The sequence below is a fragment of the Halosubterraneus shenae genome (assembly GCF_050510935.1).
Lineage (GTDB): Archaea > Halobacteriota > Halobacteria > Halobacteriales > Haloferacaceae > JBDGPU01.
The window spans coordinates 45663-63689 of the sequence record NZ_JBNLVO010000008.1 but is presented as its reverse complement, the minus strand read 5'-3'; the positions used below and the strand labels follow the sequence as shown (position 1 = coordinate 63689).

General features: G+C 68.8%; 21 protein-coding genes and 1 tRNA gene. 12 read left to right on the top strand and 10 right to left on the bottom strand.

Annotation, left to right across the window (positions count from 1 at the left end; genetic code table 11):
- Positions 1-13: 13 nt before the first annotated feature.
- Together ACQE3M_RS15240 and ACQE3M_RS15235 are read right to left on the bottom strand one after the other, a co-directional pair.
- Entirely contained in the window at positions 14-616 is a 603-nt protein-coding gene (locus tag ACQE3M_RS15240) for a TIGR00296 family protein (RefSeq protein ID WP_430506386.1), read from the bottom strand.
- Positions 617-834: 218 nt separating this feature from the next.
- Positions 835-1233 carry a universal stress protein gene (locus tag ACQE3M_RS15235; protein ID WP_430506385.1) on the bottom strand — a complete coding sequence of 133 codons (399 nt, stop codon included), beginning with the start codon at positions 1231-1233 and terminating at the stop codon, positions 835-837.
- A 141-nt stretch (positions 1234-1374) separates the two neighbouring features.
- Between ACQE3M_RS15235 and ACQE3M_RS15230 the strand changes: the two genes are divergently transcribed.
- Entirely contained in the window at positions 1375-1965 is a 591-nt protein-coding gene (locus tag ACQE3M_RS15230) for a DUF7504 family protein (RefSeq protein ID WP_430506384.1), read from the top strand.
- Between the two features lie 246 nt (positions 1966-2211).
- Here ACQE3M_RS15230 and ACQE3M_RS15225 read toward each other — a convergent pair whose 3' ends face one another.
- Complete coding sequence (locus tag ACQE3M_RS15225; RefSeq protein ID WP_430506383.1) at positions 2212-2571, bottom strand: hypothetical protein; 360 nt, start codon at positions 2569-2571, stop codon at positions 2212-2214.
- A 460-nt stretch (positions 2572-3031) separates the two neighbouring features.
- Between ACQE3M_RS15225 and ACQE3M_RS15220 the strand changes: the two genes are divergently transcribed.
- Both ACQE3M_RS15220 and ACQE3M_RS15215 read left to right on the top strand, forming a co-directional pair.
- The gene (locus ACQE3M_RS15220; protein ID WP_430506382.1) at positions 3032-3301 is read left to right on the top strand and encodes a hypothetical protein; all 270 of its coding nucleotides are present in this window, start codon (positions 3032-3034) and stop codon (positions 3299-3301) included.
- A gap of 137 nt (positions 3302-3438) precedes the next feature.
- On the top strand, positions 3439-3726 hold the full coding sequence (locus ACQE3M_RS15215; protein WP_430506381.1) for a hypothetical protein: 288 nt from the start codon (positions 3439-3441) through the stop codon (positions 3724-3726).
- A 42-nt stretch (positions 3727-3768) separates the two neighbouring features.
- On the opposite strand, the gene ACQE3M_RS15210 is transcribed toward ACQE3M_RS15215, so the two are convergent.
- Positions 3769-4749, bottom strand: a complete 981-nt coding sequence (locus ACQE3M_RS15210) for a transcription initiation factor IIB (protein WP_430506380.1) — start codon at positions 4747-4749, stop codon at positions 3769-3771.
- 284 nt (positions 4750-5033) lie between these two features.
- Here ACQE3M_RS15210 and ACQE3M_RS15205 point away from each other — a divergent pair, with 284 nt between their 5' ends.
- Positions 5034-5285 (top strand): hypothetical protein, encoded by a 252-nt coding sequence (locus ACQE3M_RS15205; RefSeq protein WP_430506379.1) that lies wholly within the window; start codon positions 5034-5036, stop codon positions 5283-5285.
- A 748-nt stretch (positions 5286-6033) separates the two neighbouring features.
- Here the strand turns inward: ACQE3M_RS15205 and ACQE3M_RS15200 are convergent.
- A complete protein-coding gene (locus ACQE3M_RS15200) occupies positions 6034-6411 on the bottom strand; it encodes a hypothetical protein (RefSeq protein WP_430506378.1) in 378 nt (125 codons plus the stop codon).
- Positions 6401-7441: a zinc-binding dehydrogenase gene (locus ACQE3M_RS15195; protein WP_430506377.1), complete on the bottom strand. Its 1041-nt coding sequence runs from the start codon at positions 7439-7441 to the stop codon at positions 6401-6403. Before ACQE3M_RS15195 ends, ACQE3M_RS15200 begins: the two co-directional genes overlap by 11 nt.
- Before the next feature lie 112 nt (positions 7442-7553).
- On the opposite strand from ACQE3M_RS15195, the gene ACQE3M_RS15190 reads away from it, so the two are divergent.
- Both ACQE3M_RS15190 and ACQE3M_RS15185 read left to right on the top strand, forming a co-directional pair.
- Entirely contained in the window at positions 7554-8150 is a 597-nt protein-coding gene (locus tag ACQE3M_RS15190) for a MogA/MoaB family molybdenum cofactor biosynthesis protein (RefSeq protein WP_430506376.1), read from the top strand.
- Positions 8151-9299: 1149 nt separating this feature from the next.
- A complete protein-coding gene (locus ACQE3M_RS15185) occupies positions 9300-10289 on the top strand; it encodes an alpha/beta fold hydrolase (RefSeq protein WP_430506375.1) in 990 nt (329 codons plus the stop codon).
- 32 nt (positions 10290-10321) lie between these two features.
- Here the strand turns inward: ACQE3M_RS15185 and ACQE3M_RS15180 are convergent, their stop codons facing one another.
- Positions 10322-10966, bottom strand: coding sequence for a TVP38/TMEM64 family protein (locus tag ACQE3M_RS15180; protein WP_430506413.1), 645 nt, complete (start codon positions 10964-10966; stop codon positions 10322-10324).
- Positions 10967-11095: 129 nt separating this feature from the next.
- On the opposite strand from ACQE3M_RS15180, the gene ACQE3M_RS15175 reads away from it, so the two are divergent.
- On the top strand, positions 11096-11470 hold the full coding sequence (locus tag ACQE3M_RS15175) for a DUF5830 family protein (protein ID WP_430506374.1): 375 nt from the start codon (positions 11096-11098) through the stop codon (positions 11468-11470).
- A gap of 57 nt (positions 11471-11527) precedes the next feature.
- On the opposite strand, the gene ACQE3M_RS15170 is transcribed toward ACQE3M_RS15175, so the two are convergent.
- Complete coding sequence (locus ACQE3M_RS15170) at positions 11528-12820, bottom strand: DUF7115 domain-containing protein (protein ID WP_430506373.1); 1293 nt, start codon at positions 12818-12820, stop codon at positions 11528-11530.
- Positions 12821-13047: 227 nt separating this feature from the next.
- Between ACQE3M_RS15170 and ACQE3M_RS15165 the strand changes: the two genes are divergently transcribed.
- The 3 genes from ACQE3M_RS15165 (at position 13048) to ACQE3M_RS15155 (ending at position 14618) form a co-directional block, all read left to right on the top strand.
- Positions 13048-13205 (top strand) — tRNA-Met (locus ACQE3M_RS15165).
- A gap of 154 nt (positions 13206-13359) precedes the next feature.
- Positions 13360-13659 (top strand): hypothetical protein, encoded by a 300-nt coding sequence (locus ACQE3M_RS15160; protein WP_430506372.1) that lies wholly within the window; start codon positions 13360-13362, stop codon positions 13657-13659.
- Positions 13660-13787: 128 nt separating this feature from the next.
- Positions 13788-14618, top strand: coding sequence for an HpcH/HpaI aldolase family protein (locus ACQE3M_RS15155; protein WP_430506371.1), 831 nt, complete (start codon positions 13788-13790; stop codon positions 14616-14618).
- Between the two features lie 69 nt (positions 14619-14687).
- Here the strand turns inward: ACQE3M_RS15155 and ACQE3M_RS15150 are convergent, their stop codons facing one another.
- Entirely contained in the window at positions 14688-15230 is a 543-nt protein-coding gene (locus ACQE3M_RS15150; RefSeq protein ID WP_430506370.1) for a DUF1684 domain-containing protein, read from the bottom strand.
- Positions 15231-15342: 112 nt separating this feature from the next.
- Between ACQE3M_RS15150 and ACQE3M_RS15145 the strand changes: the two genes are divergently transcribed.
- Positions 15343-15570, top strand: a complete 228-nt coding sequence (locus ACQE3M_RS15145) for a hypothetical protein (protein WP_430506369.1) — start codon at positions 15343-15345, stop codon at positions 15568-15570.
- 10 nt (positions 15571-15580) lie between these two features.
- Here the strand turns inward: ACQE3M_RS15145 and ACQE3M_RS15140 are convergent, their stop codons facing one another.
- On the bottom strand, positions 15581-16912 hold the full coding sequence (locus ACQE3M_RS15140; protein WP_430506368.1) for a hypothetical protein: 1332 nt from the start codon (positions 16910-16912) through the stop codon (positions 15581-15583).
- Positions 16913-17060: 148 nt separating this feature from the next.
- On the opposite strand from ACQE3M_RS15140, the gene ACQE3M_RS15135 reads away from it, so the two are divergent.
- Positions 17061-17960 carry a COX15/CtaA family protein gene (locus tag ACQE3M_RS15135; protein ID WP_430506367.1) on the top strand — a complete coding sequence of 300 codons (900 nt, stop codon included), beginning with the start codon at positions 17061-17063 and terminating at the stop codon, positions 17958-17960.
- Positions 17961-18027: the final 67 nt, after the last annotated feature.

The following is an 18027-nucleotide window of genomic DNA, read 5'->3' as shown; positions in this document are numbered from 1 at the left end:
CGGGTCGGTTCGTCTACAGCTCTTCGACGGCGCCGCCGTCGGGACGCTCGCGGAACATCTGGCCCTCGATGAGCGTCACCATCGTCTCCTCGTCCTGCCACGCGGTCGGCGAGAGGTCCGCCTTCCGGCAGGCTCGCGAGAGGAACTCGGCGGCGCTCCAGCCGTTCTCGACGGGAAGGGTCGGGTAGAGCCAGCCGTGCTGGCCGCCCTTGTCGACGGCGACCCCGTGGGTACCGAGCCGGATGTCGGAGACCGGGTCGTTGGTCAGCGTCGTCCGGGAGACGATACAGACGGAGACGGTGAGGTTCTCCAGCTCCTTCGCCTCGACCTCGGAGCCGCAGGACCCCTCGGAGGCCGCCTGGATGGCGGCGTCGACGATGGCGTGACCGAGCTGGTCGTCCTCGCCATAGGCGCCCGCACAGCCTCGTAGGCGGCCACGACCGCGCGTGGACTGGAGGCGAACGAATGCACCAGTTCGGTTGTAGAAGGCGTCGCGCATACTCCCCGGCTGTTCCCGCTGACCCTGTAGAACGAAGGACTCCACCGATTCGCGCGCCAGTTCTACCGCCCGGGCCCCATCCTCGTAGTCAAGTCGAACGGTCTGCGCCTCGGACATATAAGTTTTCAGGGGGTGGTCAAACTTGAAGGTGTCCCTTCAGCGTGGTTTATCATGAAGAACCGTTCTGCACCCGGATTTCCGTCGTCCCGGTCGCACGAGGAAGGAGAATCACCTCGCTTTTGTCCCGTTCATTTATTCCTTTTATAAGCGCAATAATAACAACGCTCTCCGCCGAACCGTTGCTTCGCTATCGGCCTCCGTCGTCCGAGTGCGGGCTATCGCTCGCGGGGGACCGAGACGACCGGCCGCTCCGCGTCGAGGAGCAGCTGCTGGAAGACGGAGCCGAACACCGCCTCGTCAGTCGGCGACCGGTCGCGGATCGAGATGACCAGCTCGTCCGGGTCGAACTCCTCGCAGGCTTCCAGCACGTCCGCCGCCGGCTCGTTGCCGCGGACGAACTGGTGGGTGTCCACGGACGCGACACCGCCGAGCCGGACGTCGACGACGTTGAGAGCCTCCTTGCCGTCACGGACCGCCTCCGCGCTCGTCTCGTCGCCGCCGACCAGGGAGTTGACGGCGACCACCGAATCGTCCGCCTCGAGTCGGTCGACGAGGTAGTCGCACGCCGCGGCGCTCGAATCGACCGAGTTCGTCGGCACCAGAAACGTCGTCATATCGCGTTCTGCGTCCGATAACGTCTTAAATACTGCCTGTGGCGTGGGCGAGAGGGGAGTGCATCCCGATGCGGTCAGCGGCGGATAAATGTTTGATCGATCGGCGAAAAACTAATACTGGATTGGTTCGACAACTGAGTCATGGAACCGACGCGGCAGGACCGGGCGCAGTTCCGCGAGCTGTTGATGCGCCTGAAGCGCCGCGGCTGTAACCTCCTCGTCGTCGGCGAAACGGACCCGTCGGTGCGACGGCGGGCCAGTCGACGACTCTTCGGTGCGCCCCTCGCCTCGCGCACGCGTCTCCTCGTCACCGTGGGCGACGTTACTCCCGACCGCTGGCTCCCGGCGGAGGGGTCCGTCGTCGACGCCGGGGTTCTCACCCGCGGATCGCCGGAAGACGGGCGACAGGATCCGTTTCAGGCCACGGTCGCCAGGCAGATCGCGGACGTCGACGCCGAGCCCGGCGCGTGTCGCGTCGGCGTAACGTCGGTCGCGCCGCTGCTGGACGACGCCGACACCACCCCGATGCTCGATGCGATGCGCGAAGCCGTCGTCGACGTCAGCGGCATTGGGCACTACCACCTCGCGGCGTCGCTCGACACGGTCCGGGAGCGCGGGGTCCACGAGGGGTTCGACGCCGTCCTCGAGCTCCGGCGGGACGGCGACGCACAGGAGCGATGGCACGTGCCGTCCCGCGATCTGGTCACGCCCTGGGTACCGATGGAGCCGTAACTGAACGGGGTCGTCGGTAGTTGTTGCCCCTCCGTTCGGCGCCCCTCATGAAACGAAAAATTCCTCGATAGCCGGATGAACTGACCCGTCGTCGCGAGCGACCGCACTCCGCATCACGGAAGCTCCCGGCCCTGATGCGGTCGCACTTATAAACGGAGGCAGTGGTCGTCGGCGGCGACACCACTCGGCAGACCCGGAAGGCCCAGCCGCTTTCCGGTCGTGCTGCTCGTTGCACGCCTCTCGCGTCTACTCGTCCGGCATTGCGTCCGCCGATCCCGGGATCTCCTCGACCTGCCCGGCGAGCGTTGCGGCGTCGCCGGCGACGGTCGAGGGCTCGACGCCCGCCTCGTTTGCGACCAGCCTGACGTGCGCGGCGAGCAGCGCGAGGGCCTGCAATCCCTCCTCTTCGCGGTCGCCCGCTCGCTGGGTGAACGTCGTGTCGACCTCGCCCTCGCGGACGACGCCGGCGAACGCGGCGTCGACGTCCTCGTCGTCCAGGAGCGATTTCGCGCGCGCGAGTTCCCTGGTGAACGCGTCGTCCTGCGCGTTCTCGTCGGCGGTGACGGCCTCGTCCTCGTCGCCGTTCGCGTCGGGATCGGTGGGCATACCGCACTCTCCGGGCCCCGGGTGAAAAAGCGCCGCGCTCGCGCGTCGGGGTCGCGTCAGCTCTCGACGTCCGGCACCAGAAATGCACGATAGCACCCATCAAGCAGCGGATCTGTACTGTGAGTGTGTACCAGTATCAAAGTACAATTAAGTAACACCCGGTGGTTGACAGGAACGAGTCGCGAACGACTGCGACAGTTCACCCATGACGACCTCCACAACGCTCCCATCTTGCTCGCTTCAGGGGTATGGAACCCCGAAGCCCGCCAGCAACGGGACGCGGTGGACGGTCGTCAATCGCCTCGACACCGTCGCCGCGTAACCGGACGCGGGACGGTGTGGCTTTTGCTCACTCCATAGCGGAGCGGGTACGCCGTTCTCGTCCCACGTCCACGGCTTAGAGCCGGTAGCTCAAGCGGCAGAGCCTCGGCGTGAGGAATCGACTCCCTCCCGGCTCCCTATGGCAGCCGCAACCTGCCACGACAGTACCGATCGCATCGCCGTCCGTCTCGAGGTTCCCCGCGACGCCGCGGGCGACCTCCGGGCGGGCGTTCGCGGGAAGCTCGACCGCGTCGCCGGCGTCGACGTCGTCGCCGTCGACGTCACCGGGCTCCGCCCGCGCCTGAACGACCTGACCGTCGACGCCGACGTCGAGGTCGCCCTCGCCGACGACGTCGACGCTGCCGACCTGACCGACACCGTGGGGGTGCACGATGCGGAACCCCGCTGAGGGCTTCCGCGGTCGCCGGAGCTGCCGTAGCGGCACGGCCCGGCCGGCGATCGAGCGGCCCGACGGACCCGTTGCCCGACGCAGAGAACCACCACCAACCGCGGCGCGAGCCCATCGCGCCACCCGACCCGAAACCAATGAGACAGCACACACGCACCGACGCACAGCACGACCGAACACGAGGCGACTACCGCACGCGAACGATCGGCGCCGCGCCCGAGACTGACACTACCGCGCGAACGGTCGGCGTCTGTACCGCGATGACGGTGGCCGCAGTCGTCGTCGCGATGGCCGCCAGCTACCCCGTGGCCGCCGCCGTCGCCACCGCCGTCGTCGCCGGCGCCGTGGCGGGCGCGGCTATCCAGCGTCGCTACGGTGACCGAACCGAAGAACGAGTCGGCGTCACGGCGACGAGCCGGGGCTGACCGTGGGACCGCCGGCGATACCGATCGCCCGTGAGACCGCGGTCAGGCTTCGGCCGCTTCACTGATCGCCTCGAGCTGCTCCTTGTACCGGTTGCGGATGGTGACGACGGTGACGTCGGCGACCGCCGCGACCTCCTCCTGCGTCCGCTTGTCGTTACAGAGCATGCCGGCGAGGTAGACGGCCGCGCCGGCGAACCCGGTCGGCGACTTGCCGGCGTGGAGCCCCTCCGCCGTCGTCTGCTCGAGGATCTCCTCGGCCTTCTGCTGGGTCAGGTCGCTGAGATCCAGATCCGAGGAGAACCGTGGCAGGTACTGCTGGGGGTCGATCGGCTGGAGTTCCAGTCCGAGCTCGCCGGAGATGTAGCGGTACGCGCGCCCGATCTCACGGCGGTCGACGCGGGAGACGCGGGTGATCTCGTCGAGGCTCCGGGGGATCGCCTCCTGGCGACACGCCGCGTGGAGCGCCGCGGTGGCGACGCCCTCGATGGAGCGCCCGCGGATGAGGTCCTCGTCGAGCGCGCGGCGGTAGATGACCGCGGCGACCTCGCGGACGGAGTCCGGCACGCCCGAGGCCGACGCCATGCGGTCGATCTCCGAGAGCGCGAGCTTCAGGTTGCGCTCGCCGACGTCCTGCGATCGGATGCGCTCCTGCCACGTCCGCAGCCGCTCCATCTGCGAGCGCTTCTCCGAGGAGAGCGCGTTGCCGCGCGCGTCCTTGTTCTGCCAGTCGATGTTGGTCGTGAGCCCCTTGTCGTGCATCGTCTGGGTCATCGGCGACCCGACGCGGGACTTCTCCTGGCGCTCGGAATGGTCGAACGCCCGCCACTCCGGCCCCGGATCGATCTGGTCCTCCTCGACGACGAGCCCGGTTTCCTCGTGGATCAGCTCGCCGTCCGCGGTCCGGACCAGATCGTCGGGGTCACACTCCTCCGGCTGGAGCTGTTCCGATTCGTCCGTCTCGTTCGTCTCGTCCGTTTCCGTCGTCTGTCGTTGGCGACTCGGCGGCCGACGGGACGCCGTCATCGTCCTGACCCCCTCTCCGGTGGGGAAGCTGCCCGTAGCGACTCGCGGCGGTCACCAGTATGCGTGCGTTCCGGCATTCCAACTCGTACCTGTCCCTATAGTACAAAAACAATTCACCCAACGTGTTTTGGCTTCGTGGACGACCGCCGTGTAGATTACCGGATCCTCCCGGGTCTCGTCGGTCCTCAAAGCGCGTGTCCGCGTCGAAACCGGCTTAATCCGCCGAGAACCCGGCTTGAGCTACCTCACGGTTCAATACGTATCCACTCCAAGAGGGGAACGCGATGAAACGCACAACGATCGTCCTGGCCGCCCTGGCCGTGCTGGTCGCGCTCGTCGCGCCCGCGGCCGCCGCGGGCCTCGGCGATACGACCCCGATGCAAACGAACTCGGACTGTGACGGAACCGACGTCGGGCCCGGCGAGGACGCCGGGCCGCCGGGCTTCGTCGCCGACCTCGTGCCCGACTTCCTCAGTGACCTGATCGGGAGCCTCCCGGTCCCGAACTTCGTGAAGTCGCTGTTCGGTGCGTGCTGACTCTCCGACGTGGGTTTCGTTTTCGTAATGGGCGAACCGGATTTTTCCTGATCGACACGGGAGAGGGAGTGCCGTCGTTCGCGAAGTAACCTGTTCGTTGCCGTCGCCTCTCGCTTCGCCGCGAGAGCCACCGACCCTGTCCGTTTGTGCTTATAAACACGACCGGGTCTCGTCGCTCGCGACACCACTCGGTACATCCAGAAAGCCCCAGCCGCTGAGCGGTCGCACTTATATACAGGATCGACTATCGCCGCTTGCGACACCACTCGGTACACCCAGAAAGCCCCAGCCGCTGACCGGTCGCGCTGCTCGCTGCGCTCCTCACGGCTCACTCGCTTCGCTCGTTCGCCGTTGCGATGCTTACGTCGCAGGGCGTCCCGCTCAGCGGCTGCCCCTTTCAGTCCCACCCGGGAGTGGTGGCCGATCGTCGCTCGCGGCGGTCACCGGGCAAGCGTCGTTCGCCGGACAGCCGGCGTGCTGTCGCGGTTGCGGTGCTGTCCTGGCGGACTGAAAGGGCGACGGCCGGTCGCGCCGGAGGGGAGTCGCTCCGCCGACCCCTATCCGCGCCGGGCTGTGCGGAGAGGCGCGGATATGTCGCGGAGCGACCGCGAGCGGCCGAGGGCTTTCTGGGTGTTTGCGGTGCTGTCGAGAGCAAGACCGTATCATCTATTCAAATACGCTTATAAAGAGCGGCCGAGCGCTTTCCAAACGTTCGCGTCGCCGGAAAGCGAATATCCGTATTCTCCAGCTACTCGTCGTGAACGGCGGCCGTCATCGACCAGACGGCGACGAGACCGAGCACGGCGGCCGGGATCAGGGGCAACACCAGATACGTCCCGAAGAAGGACAGCCCGAACGAGCCGAGGAAGTACGGGTAGAGGTAGATGATCCCGGGGATGACCAGCATGCAGACGATCAGCATCCCCGTCAGCGCCCAGCCCGCGCGGCCGAACTCGTCGGTCTCCGACGGCGCCCGTTTGGTCGCGTCCGTCGACTCGGCCGAGGTCGACGTGGCCGCGTCTGCATCCCCCGGCGTGTGGACGTAGCCGCCGGTCGCGTCCGACGAATCGGTATCGGATTCCGCGTCCGCGTCGGCGCCGGCGTCCGCCTCGGCGTCAGAGCTCACTATCGGGCTTTACGACCACTTTGCCAAAGCCCTCACGATCCTCGATGATCTCGTGGGCGCGTGCGGCCTCGCTCATGGGCAGCACCTCGCGGATCCGCGGCTCGAACGTGCCGTCCCAGACGAGATCGAGAACGTCGTCGACCTCACCGGGCGTGGCCATCGTCGAGCCGATGATCTGCAGCTGGTTCCAGAAGATGCGGTTGAGCCCCGCGTCGGGGTTCGGGCCGGTCGTCGCGCCGCAGGTGACGAGCCGGCCGCCCTTCGTGAGCGACTTGAGGGAGTCGGGGTACGTCGCCGCGCCGACGTGGTCGACGACGACGTCGACGCCGCGGCGGCCAGTGTGCTCGCCGATCTCGCGGGCGAAGTCGTCCGCCTCGTAGTTGATGACGTGGTCCGCGCCGAGCTCCTCCGCGTACGAGAGCTTCTCGTCGGTCGAGGCGGTCGCATACACCTCGCAGCCGGCGTGGTTCGCGATCTGGACCGCGGCGTGGCCGACGCCGCCGGACGCGCCGAGGACGAGCACGGATTCGCCGGCCTCGACGTCCGCGCGCGTCTGGAGCATGCGCCAGGCGGTCTGGAAGACGAGCGACGCGGAGCCGGCGACCTCCCAGTCGACGTGGTCCGGAACGGGAACGAGGTTGTCCGCGGGCACCGTCGTCAGCTCCGAGTGGACGCCCTCCTGGTGTTCGCCGATGATACTGAAGTGCGGGCACAGCGTCGGGTCCCCGTCGCGGCAGAACTCGCACTCGCCGCAGGCGACGCCCGCCGAGACCGCGGCGTGGTCGCCTTCGGAGAAGCGCGTGACGCCCTCGCCGGTTTCGAGGACGACGCCCGCCGCGTCGCTGCCGGGGACGTGGGGCATCTCCAGGTCGATGCCCGGGAGCCCGCGCCGCGTCCAGATGTCCAGGTGGTTGAGCGCGCCGGCCTTCACGTCGAGGAGCACCTCCCCGCGTCCGGGCTCCGGATCGGGATAGTCCCCGTACTCGATCACGTCACGGTCCCCGTGCTCGGAGAACTGAACGGCCTTCATGTGTTTGCAACTCACACCCCGCCACTAAATTGTACCTCAAGCGGCGGATGGTTCCGTCCCCTCGATGCCGGCGACAGCGGGAGTTTTGTGCCCGCGCCCGGAACGCCTGCACATGAGCGAGGACCACGAAGCCGGACACGGTCACGACGAGGACGGTGGACACGGACACGAAGACGAGCACAACCACGACGACCACGAGCACGACGACCACGACGACCACCATCACCACGACGTCGCGTCGGTCGGCGTCGCGGTCGTCACCGTCTCGAGCTCGCGAACGCTGGACGACGACCCGGCCGGCGACTACATCGAGGCCGCGCTCGAGGACGCCGGCCACGAGGTCGTCGTTCGCGAGCTGATCCCGGACGACTTCGACCGGATCCAGACGATGGCGAACCGCCTCGCCAACCGCGACGACACGGACGCCGTGATCACCAGCGGCGGCACCGGCGTCACCCCGGACGACGTGACGCCCGAGTCCGTCCGCCAGCTCTTCGACAAGGAGCTCCCCGGCTTCGGCGAGCTGTTCCGCCAGCTCTCCTATGAGGAGGTCGGCACGAAAACGGTGGGCTCGCGGGCGACCGCGGGCGTCGTCCACGACTCGCCGGTGTTCTGCCTCCCCGGCTCGGAGAACGCCGCCAGGCTCGGCGTCGAGGAGATCATCCTGCCGGAGGTCGGCCACCTCGCCGGCCTCGCAAGCCGGGAATAGCTCCGCGATTTCCGATTGGAAGTCGGTTTGGAAGGTGCAGAAGCTGGCGTGGGTCTCAGCATCGCAATCGTCCAGAAACCTCCCGGCCGCTCTTTATAAGCGGGTTTACACGGGTGATACGGGCCTGTTCTCGACAGCACCGCGAACACCGGGAAAGCCCTCAGTCGATCTTTATAAGCAGGTTTGCACAGGTGATACGTGCTTGCTCTTGACAGCACCGCGACCACCCTGAAAGCCCTCGGCCGCTCGCGGTCGCTGTCCTCGAAAATCGGAGATTTTCGGGCTCCGAGAAATCTTCGATTTCTCGCGAAGCGACATATCCGCGCCTCTCCACACCGCCCGGCGCGGATAGGGGTCGGCTCAGCGACTCCCCTGCGGCGCGACCACTGGAAGACGGTCCGGGCTTCTGTTGCGTCTCTCCGCACCGCTCAACGGACGGGTCCGGGCTGCGACTTCCATGGTCTCGTTCGCTGCGCTCACGAGAGCGGCCATCGCCCTTTCAGTCCCCCAGGGCCGCGACAGCACCGCAACCGCTACAGCACCGCGATCGCCCAGCAACCGCAAGCCTCGGCCCTCCCCAGCCTCGGCCGGGGCGCGCCGGCCCAGCATCGCGCGGCGCGCCCCGCCCTCCCTCGCACGCGTTGCTCGCGCGCGCCACCGTACCCGCGCCGCGACCACCCAGCTACCGGCGCGAGCGACGCCCGGCCACCACTCCCGGGTGGGACTGAAAGGGGCAGCCGCTGCGCGGGACGCCCTGCGACGCTAGCACCGCAACCCGGCGAACGAGCGACCGGAGGGAGCGAGAGAGCCGGGTGAGGAGCGCAGCGAGCAGCGCGACCGGTCAGCGGCTGGGGCTTTCTACGAGTGCCGAGTGGTGTTGCGAGCGACGCTAACCGACTTTATTTATAAGCGCGACCAGTCAGCGGCTGTGGCTTTCTGGGTGTGCCGAATGGTGTCACCGACGGCGATGACCGAGTTTGTTTATAAGCGCGAGCGGTCAGTAACCGAGAGTTTCAATAAATACTGAGAGGTGTTGCCGTCGACGCCCGATCGACTCCCGCTCGGGAGAACCGCCGGTCTCACGCATTCGACACCGAAGGAGTTCGATTCGGACGTAGGTATTTCCGACACGAGGCCGATCAAACGGACATGAGCGGCACGACGCAGTCATGCGAGGAGCTGGCGGGGCCGGTTCCGGTCGACGAACTCGCGGCCGACGCGCTCCCGGCCGGCGAGGTGCCCGACGACGAGATCCCGCCGACGGTGCCGGGCGAGTCGAAGTTCGTCGACGCCAACGGCGTCCGGCTGCACGTCGTCGAGGCGGGGCCGACGGACGGCAAACTGCTCGTGCTCCTCCACGGCTTCCCGGAGTTCTGGTACGGCTGGCACGAGACGCTGGAGACGCTCGCAAACGCCGGCTACCGCGTCGTCGTCCCGGACCAGCGCGGCTACAACCTCTCGGAGAAACCGGACGGCGTCGGAGCGTATCACGTCGACGAGCTCGCGGCCGACGTGGTCGGTCTCATCGACGCCTACGACAGCGAGGAGGCCGCCGTCGCGGGCCACGACTGGGGTGCGGCGGTCGGGTGGTGGCTCGCGCTCCACTACCCGGACTACCTCTCCGAGCTCGTCGCCGTCAACGTTCCCCACCCGACCGTCTTCGAGCGCACGCTCCGGAACTCCTGGCGCCAGCGGCTGAAGAGCTGGTACATCCTCGGCTTCCAGCTCCCCTGGCTCCCGGAGCGCGTCGCCAGCCTCGGCAACTGGCAGCCGCTGGTCCGGGGGATGCGAGGCTCGAGCCGTCCCGGTACGTTCTCCTCGATGGATTTCGACCGCTATCGGCGCGCGTGGTCCCGAGACGGGGCCTTCTCCGCGATGGTGAACTGGTACCGGGCGATCGTGCGCGACCGCCCGACGCCGCTGTCGAACGCCGTCGACGTCCCGACGCTGCTCATCTGGGGGGCGGACGACGAGTTCCTCGAGCGCTCGATGGCCCACGACAGCGTGGAGTTCTGCGAGGACGGTCGGCTCCTCGTCCGCGAGGCGGCGACCCACTGGATCGTCCACGAGGAGCCGGTCCGCGTCGCGCGGGAGATCGACGACCACATCGATCCGCTGGCGCCCGGGACGAACGTGTAACCGGTCGAGGGACAGCACGGCGGTGTCGAACGCTACCCGAGCAGCTCTGCTGCCGACTCACGGGACTGGTACGCGCGGTAACAGGGCCCGGCGAGCAGCAGGGCCGCGCCGCCGAGCATCCCGACGATCAGCACCGGGTCGACGACGGAGAGGTCGCCGGCCAGCAGCCGGTCGGTCGAGACGCCGACGGCGACGCCGGCGACGACCCACGGCAGTTCGCCGATGGCCGTCCCGACGAGGAACGGCCGCAGCGGGACGCTTGCCACCCCAGCACCGACGGACATCGCGTCGGACGGCGTCGGCAGGAGTCGGCTCGCGACGACGGTCCGGGTGTCGCCGGCGACGCCGACGACGCGCTCGCCGGCGCGGGCGACGCGGCCACCGCGGCGACCCTTTCGGGCGAGGGCGTAGGGCGGCAGCGCCGTCAGCGTGACCAGGAGCACGCCGAACGGGACGCCGACCCAGCCATAGCCGTAGCCGACCGCGACGGCGAGCGCGGTCGTCGGCCAGGCGAGAAACGGCCGGACGGCGGCGACGACGAGCAGCGCGAGGCCGAACCGGAGCGGGTCGGCCGCGAGCCACTCCAGCCGGGCCAGCGCCGTCGCTGGCGACGTGAGCCACGCGCCGAGCGCGACGACCGCGAGGACGAACCCACCGGCCAGGAGGCGACGCTTCACGCCGGCCCTGGGCCGGCCAGTACTAAACCCCTTGCGGGACCGCCCCTTCGTTCCCGCGGCGTTCCAGCGGAAGCCCATCGAAACGCTGCTCCCGGCCGCTTATAAGGGTCGTCGACGAACCAGGGCACTGTGACGGCCGACCGGAGTCGCGAGGAGAAGCGCGAACTCGGCGTGGAGCTGCTCGCCCACCTCGAGGACGAGGAGCTCTCGCTGGCGGAGACGATCGACCGCATCGAGACGATCACGTCGAGCCCGTCGCTCACCCGAACGATCCTCGACGACGCGGAGTTACAGGGTATCATCGAGCGCGAGGACGGCCGGATCCGCGTCCAGCGCGGCGGCACCTACGTCGCGTTCGACGAGCAAGTCGTCACCCGCGAGGGCGAGTTCGACTGCCGCCGCTGCGGCGCGTCGATCTCGACGGGCCACTTCGTCCAGTTCCAGACCGGCGAACTCGGTCCCTTCGGCCCCCAGTGCGTCCGAAAAGTGACGGGACGTGAGTAGGGCTTGAACGTCGACCGCGAGTGAGAAGCCGGCGGGCAAGAGCGGCGCTTCGACCGACTACCGGCCGCGACGCAGTTCCTCGACGAGCTTCTCGATGAGCTCCGCCTGTCGGTCCAGCCGCTCCGTCTGTGCCTCCACGGTGGCCCTGAGCTCCGCGATCTCCTTCGCGAGCGTCTCGTCCTCGACGCCGGCCGGCTCGAAGCCGCTCTCGTCGAAGGTGCCGGTGGCTCCGTCGGGGTTACCGGCTCCGGGCCGCCCCGACTCCTCGCCGTCAGCCGCGGCGGATCCTCCGGCCTCGTTCTCACGAGCGCTCTCGCTGCCGGCGGTCGGTTCCGCGGACCCTCCAGCCTCGCCGCTGGAGCTACCGGCCGTCGGGGTAGTTTCCGTCGCTTCCGCGGCGTCGGTCGTGGTGGATGCGGTGGACGCAGTGGATGCGGTGGACGCAGCGGTGTCGGACCTGCCAGCGGCGTCCGTCTCGGCGATGCCTTCCGCGCTTCCAGCGTCCACATCCACTCCGTCGGTCGTTTCGGGGGCGTCCGTGGCGGCTCCGTCGTCCGCGCCAGCTGCCTCAGCCACGTCAGCGACGTCGTTCCCTTCGGCCGCGTCCGTCTCCTCCGTCGCCGGGGAGGCGGAGAGGGGGTCGAGGCCGTCGCTGAAGTCAGTCGTCGATGCGTCCGCCGTCGATTCCGCGTCCGACTCGTCCTCGGTTTCGTCCGCGACGGTGACGCGGAACTCAGCGAGGCTCTCGACGTCGTGGAACGCACAGAGTGCGTCAGTGAGGGTGCGCCGGACGGCGGGCGCGTCCTCGTTCGGCGCCTTGAACCGCTCCTGCCGGCCGTCGTGCGTGAGCACGACGGAGGTGGCGACCGTCCCCTCCTCGAAGTCGAGGTCGGTGACGTCGCTGTAGTGGAACTCCTCGTACTCCTCGTCCCAGACGGGTTCGCCGATGTGCTTCACGAGGCGATCGCTCGTCACAACGAGCGTCAGTTCGGAGAAGCGGAACGTCCGGAGCGCGGACTCGCCGGGGTCCGTGATGCCGGTCGCTGAGAGGACCCCGGCCAGGACCGGGTGGAGGACGTCGTCGAGGCGCTTGCTGGGGAAGGTGATCGTCTCCTCGCCGTCGAGGGCATAGTCCAACACAAGTTTCGCTTTGCGGCGGCCCTCGGAGATGTCGATCCGGTCGACGTCGTGGGGGTACTCCTCGACGGTTTCGTCGGAGAGGAGCCCGTCCGCGCGGTATACGAGCGTCCGGCTCGGGGTGACGACGAGAGCGTCGTCGCCGCCGAGGTCGACGGTGGTGACGACGTCCTCGCCCTCGACCGCCTCGGTAAGCAGGTCGGGGAGGCTCATTGTGGGGAGATTCCCCGCGCTGCGTATAAATCCGCGGGTCGGCGCTCGCGAGCGTGCCCGTGGTACGGTCGATCGGCCGTGCCGTGGACGACCGGCCGTCGTCGCACGCGTGCTCGCCGATCACTGCCTACCGCCCCGCCCACCGCCACGCCCTCCGCATGTCGTCGGGTCGCAAACCGGCTGGAGATGGGAAGGTTAAAGAGTCTCATCCCGGTACGAAGAGGTGAGGCCGGGTGGCTTAGCTGGACATAGCGCCGCACTCATAGGGTTTTGAGATTCGGTGCGGTACTCACCTGCCTTGGAAGCGTCCGCACGGCCGTCGAGGCCCGCCGAGCCTCGAACCTGGGCCATGCGGAGATCGCGGGTTCGGAGCCCGCCCCGGCCACTCTCATTCCGTTCGTTGCTATCCTCGCCAGCGACGGCTCCCCGTTCGTCACCAGCGACGCCCCGACGTCGCCAGCCCCTGCTCGGCCGGCACTGATTCTCGCGTCTGAGAACGAGCGCCCAAAGCTTACCAGTCGGCTGCGACGAGAGCGACCGTGTTCGACCGGAAGCCGAACAGACTCGGGTACGCCGTCATCGTCGGCAGTGGCGTCGCCGTCGCGCTCGCCGGCATGCACCTGCTGGACGCGAGCGCGCTCGCGAGCCGGCTCTTCTGGGGGCTTCTCGTGCCGAGCATCGTCCTCCTCGACGCGACCCTCGAGTTCCTGCTCGGCGTACGGGTGGAGTACTACCTCGTCGCAGTCCTCGTCGTCGCCACCGGGTTCCTCGCGTTTCTCGTCTTCGTCCTGCCGGGCATGGTCGAACCCGACAGCCCGGAGGTCTCCCGTCGCCGGTGAAAGCGGCCATTCGACGCGAACCGAGGTGATGGTTGAGGCGGGGGGTGGGGGCGATGAACCGAGCAGCGGTCCCTGCGGAGAGACCCGCTTCCTCCGGGCTTTTAAAGGTGGTTCGCGAACGGACCCGTATGAAGCTCGCTGATAAACTCGCCGCGGACCGCCCCGTCGGCGGCTGGTGTTCCATCCCCTCGCCGACCGTCGCCGAGGCCATGGCCAATCAGGCGTTCGACTTCCTCGCGGTCGACACCGAGCACGCGCCGACGACGACCGAGTCCGTCGAGAACCTCGTCCGCGCCGTCGACGCCGCGCCCGGGGACACGGAGACGATCGTCCGCGTCGCCTGGAACGACCACGTCCGGATCAAGCGCGTCCTCGATACCGGGATCTCGGGGGTCATGGCTCCGCGGATCGAATCCGCCGAGGAGGCCCGCGAACTCGTCCGTGCGTGTCGCTATCCGCCGCAGGGCGACGCCGCGGCGGGACCGGCCGGCGAGGCGGTCGATTCGGACGGCATCCGCGGTCGGCGCGGCGTCGCGGCCGCCCGCGCGTCAGACTACGGGGCCCGGCTCGACGAGGTCGTCCGCACCGTCAACGACGACCTCGCCGTCATCGCGCAGATCGAGACGGGCGCCGCCGTCGACGCCGCCGCGGAGATCGCCGCAGTCCCCGGGATCGACGCACTGTTCGTGGGCCCCGCCGACCTCTCGGCCTCGCTCGGCTGCTTCCGGGAGTTCGACGACCCCGAGTTCGAGGCGGCCGTCGCCGACACCCTCGCCGCGGGTGACGAGGCGGGCGTCCCGGTCGGCACGCTGGCGACCTCCGAGGAGCGCATCGATGCGTGGCTCGACGCCGGCTTCGACTTCCTCATCGCCGGCACGGACGCGGGCTTCCTCGCCGACGGCGCGTCGCGGGCGATCGACCGGTACGAGGAGCACGTCGATCGCGACGGCCGGGTGTAGCGGGTTGCCTGAGGCTGTTTAAAAGGGGAGGCGACGGAGGTGGCGGCCCTTATAAAAGAAAAGGCGTCGTTACAGGTCGGGCGCCTTCTCGCCGGCCTCGATCGTCGTCTCCAGCCAGTTCTCCTCGGGTGGAAGCGGGCAGGAGAACGTCTCGCTGTACGCACAGAAGGGGCTGTACGCGAGGTTGAAGTCGATGGTGACCGTGTCGCCGTCTTCCGGGTCCTCCTCGGGTTCGAGCTCGATGTAGCGGCCCTCGTGGTACGTCTGCTGGCCGGTGGTCTTGTCGCGGAAGGGGACGAAGATCGTGTCGCCCTCGTCGTGTTCCTGCTGGTAGCCGGCCAGCGTGTACGCCTCGCCGTCGAGCTCGAACTCGAAGGTGACGACGCGGAGGTAGCGCACGGGCGCGCTCGCGGTCGTCTCCATCTCGACGGGCTCGGGGTCGTCGTGGACGCGGACGGTCGCCTCGACGCGGTAGTCCTCGTCGGGCTCGAAGTAGTCCAGCCCCTCGAAGGAATCGCGGTGCTCCGGCGCGATCGGCGACTGCGGATGCTCGGCGAAGAACTCGTCCTTCTCGGCGCGGTTGGCCTCCAGTCGCTCGGTGTAGTTGCTCATGCCGACCCCTTCACGCGCCAGGGGTTTCAGCGGCGCGGTCCCGACGGTGCGCGAGCGAAGGGTATCGAAGCCGACGCCATTTATTATATCCCTCCGGGGCGTAGCCCGCCATGTGAGCGGCCCACTCGGCGACGGATCCGCGCTCCGGCGGTCGATCGCGGCACTTCGGCAGAACCGGGACCAGCTCGTCGTCGACGCCGCCGTGCTCCTGTCGTGGATCGTCGTCTCCGCGGCGCTGTTCCGCTGGCTGACGCTCCCCCAGTGGCTCCACTACCTCGTCCTGTTCGGCGGCGTCGTCGTCTACAGCAAGCTCACGAGTGGCTGGGATCAGGTCGACTAGCGTTCCGCGATCACACGGGCAGCGGCGTGTGCCGCAACAGCGGGACGCCCGTCGCGACGACCCACAGCAGGATGCCGAGACGGAGGTAGCGGTGCTGGTCCGTCCTGTCGCGGTGGAGATGCGTGCACCCGGCGGCGATCAGTCCGAGCGCGACCGCCAGCGTCCCGCGGTGGACCAGCAGGTCCAGCGGGAGCCGCGTGACGCCGAGGTACGTGTAGTCGACGAGCAGGGCGGTGAGGAAGCCGAGCGACGCGCCGGCGAACGCCCGCGTCCGGTCGAGGGGGCGCGCGAGCAGCCCCGTCGCGACCGGGAGCCCCACGTAGAGGAGCGGCGAGAGGACGAACGCGACCGGTTTCGGGGGCACCCCGAACGAGCGCTCGATGGCGATGCCCGTCAGCCGGACGGAGAGCAGCACCGCGACGATGACGACGCCGAGCAGCACCGTTCGGGCGTCGGCCCCGCGGAACTCCCGGCGAAGCGCGGTCGAGACCTCGCCCAGGCGGGCGCCAACGGCGCCGACGGCGCCGACGAGCACGAAGAGAGCGGCCGACGCGAGGACCTCCGCGGGCGTCGGCGACGACGCCGACTCGATTCCGGCACTGACCCGGTTCGTCGGTGCCGACTCGCGGAAGTCGATCACGGTGACCCAGTGGTCGAAGTCGACGGTCGTCGCGTCGCCGACGGGGACCCTGGTGATCGACGGCGCGCCGCGTTCGTCGACGAACTCGCGTTCGACGTACACCTGCGAGTCGTCGGTGCTGGTGACGACGTGGCGACCGCTGAACCAGTCCCAGTGCTCGTGGTGCGCCTGCAGGGCCGTCCAGTTCGCGTCTCCAGCTGGCGCGGTGTACGCGCGGACGTGGTGCCGGCTCCCCAGGTAGTCGCCGTCGTGGACCTGATAGGCCTCGGTGAGCCAGACGCCGCCCTCGGGTCTGGAGAGGTGAGCGTAGCGGCGCGATCCGTCGGCCATATCCCACTCGATGCGCGCGGCGTCCGTCGGGTCGGCGTCGGCGGCGTCGGCGGCCTCGTTGGGCGCGACGTCACTCTCGTTCGGATCGGTTTCGTTCCAGTTGCCCTCCCCGCGCCGGAGGAACGCCGCACGGACGTCTTCGGGGGCTCCGTACACGACGACGTTGACCGCGAGTGTGGGCCGGTCGAACGAGCGCGTCGGCGTCGTGTACAGCCAGAGCTCGTGGTCGGCGTCCTCGAGGGGCACGGACTGCGTCGTGGGGTCCGGCTCCTCCGTGCCGGCCTCCGCCACGGCGACGGAGACGGCCGTTCCCGCCGCGAGGACGACCGCGAGGACCAGCACTGCCGTCAGGGGCCGAACGTCGACAGCCATTGTCCGTGGTTTGGCGGACAGTGACAAATAACTGGTCGCTGTCACCCCTCCCCCGAGTGCGGCAGGAGAGCGGCACGATGGGCGTCGCGATTCCCACGCGGAGAGGCCTGTCGAACGCCATAAGTGGATACGCGCCTGAGTTCCGGCAATGAGTCTTCGTCCTCCGTGGCTCTCGTTTCGGCGTTACGCGGCGGCAACGACGTCGATGACGCTGGTGCTGGTCGGCCTGGGGATCTACACCGCAGCGACGGGCTCCGGGCTCGCCTGCGAGGCCCAGTGGCCGCTCTGCTCGGACCAGCTGATCCCGAAGCTGACGATCAACCCGGACTTCCTCGAGTGGTTCCACCGCGTCTGGGCGATGATTACCGGCTTCCTGATGCTCGGGCTCGCCGGCTGGGCCTGGCTCGGCGACCGGAGCCGGCGCGTTCGATTCGCCGCGACGCTTGCCGTCGTCGTCCTCCCGCTGCAGATCACCGTCGGGGCGATCACGGTGACGATCGGCGGCATGATCCAGGGTGGCTACTCCGCGCCCACGCACGCGGCTCACCTGATCGTCGCGCTCGTCATCTTCACACTGTTGAGCCTGACGACGCTGTACGCCGCCCTCGACGGCGACGGCCGGCGGCGAACCGCGAGCGACGCGACGGCGCTGCTCGGGCGCTCGTTCGCCGTCGCCGCCGGGCTGCTCCTCGTCGCCGCCACGATGAACCGCGCCGTGCCGTTCGTCACCTACTCGCCGGGCGCCCAGGCGTGGTTCTACGGGGTCGCGCTCGCGGCCCACTTCGCGTTGCTGGCGGCGGTCGTCGTCGGCCTCGAGACCGACAGACACCGCCCGGCTGCGGTCGGCGGTCTCGGGCTCAGTGCGCTGTTCGTCACGATGCTGCTCGGTCGCGACCTCGTCCTGTACACGGCCGCCTGGGAGACGGTCAACCGGATCACCCTCGCCGTCGCCGTCCTCGCCGCTGCCGGCGGGTTCTGGATCGTCACGCGCGGCGAGGACGGCGACGGCGACGACGACGTGGCGGCGACGACGGTCCGCGGGGACTGAGGGTCGGCGTCGCCGTCGGTGCGGATCGCATCGACTGGATACTGTCTCCGAGATGTCGACGATGTTT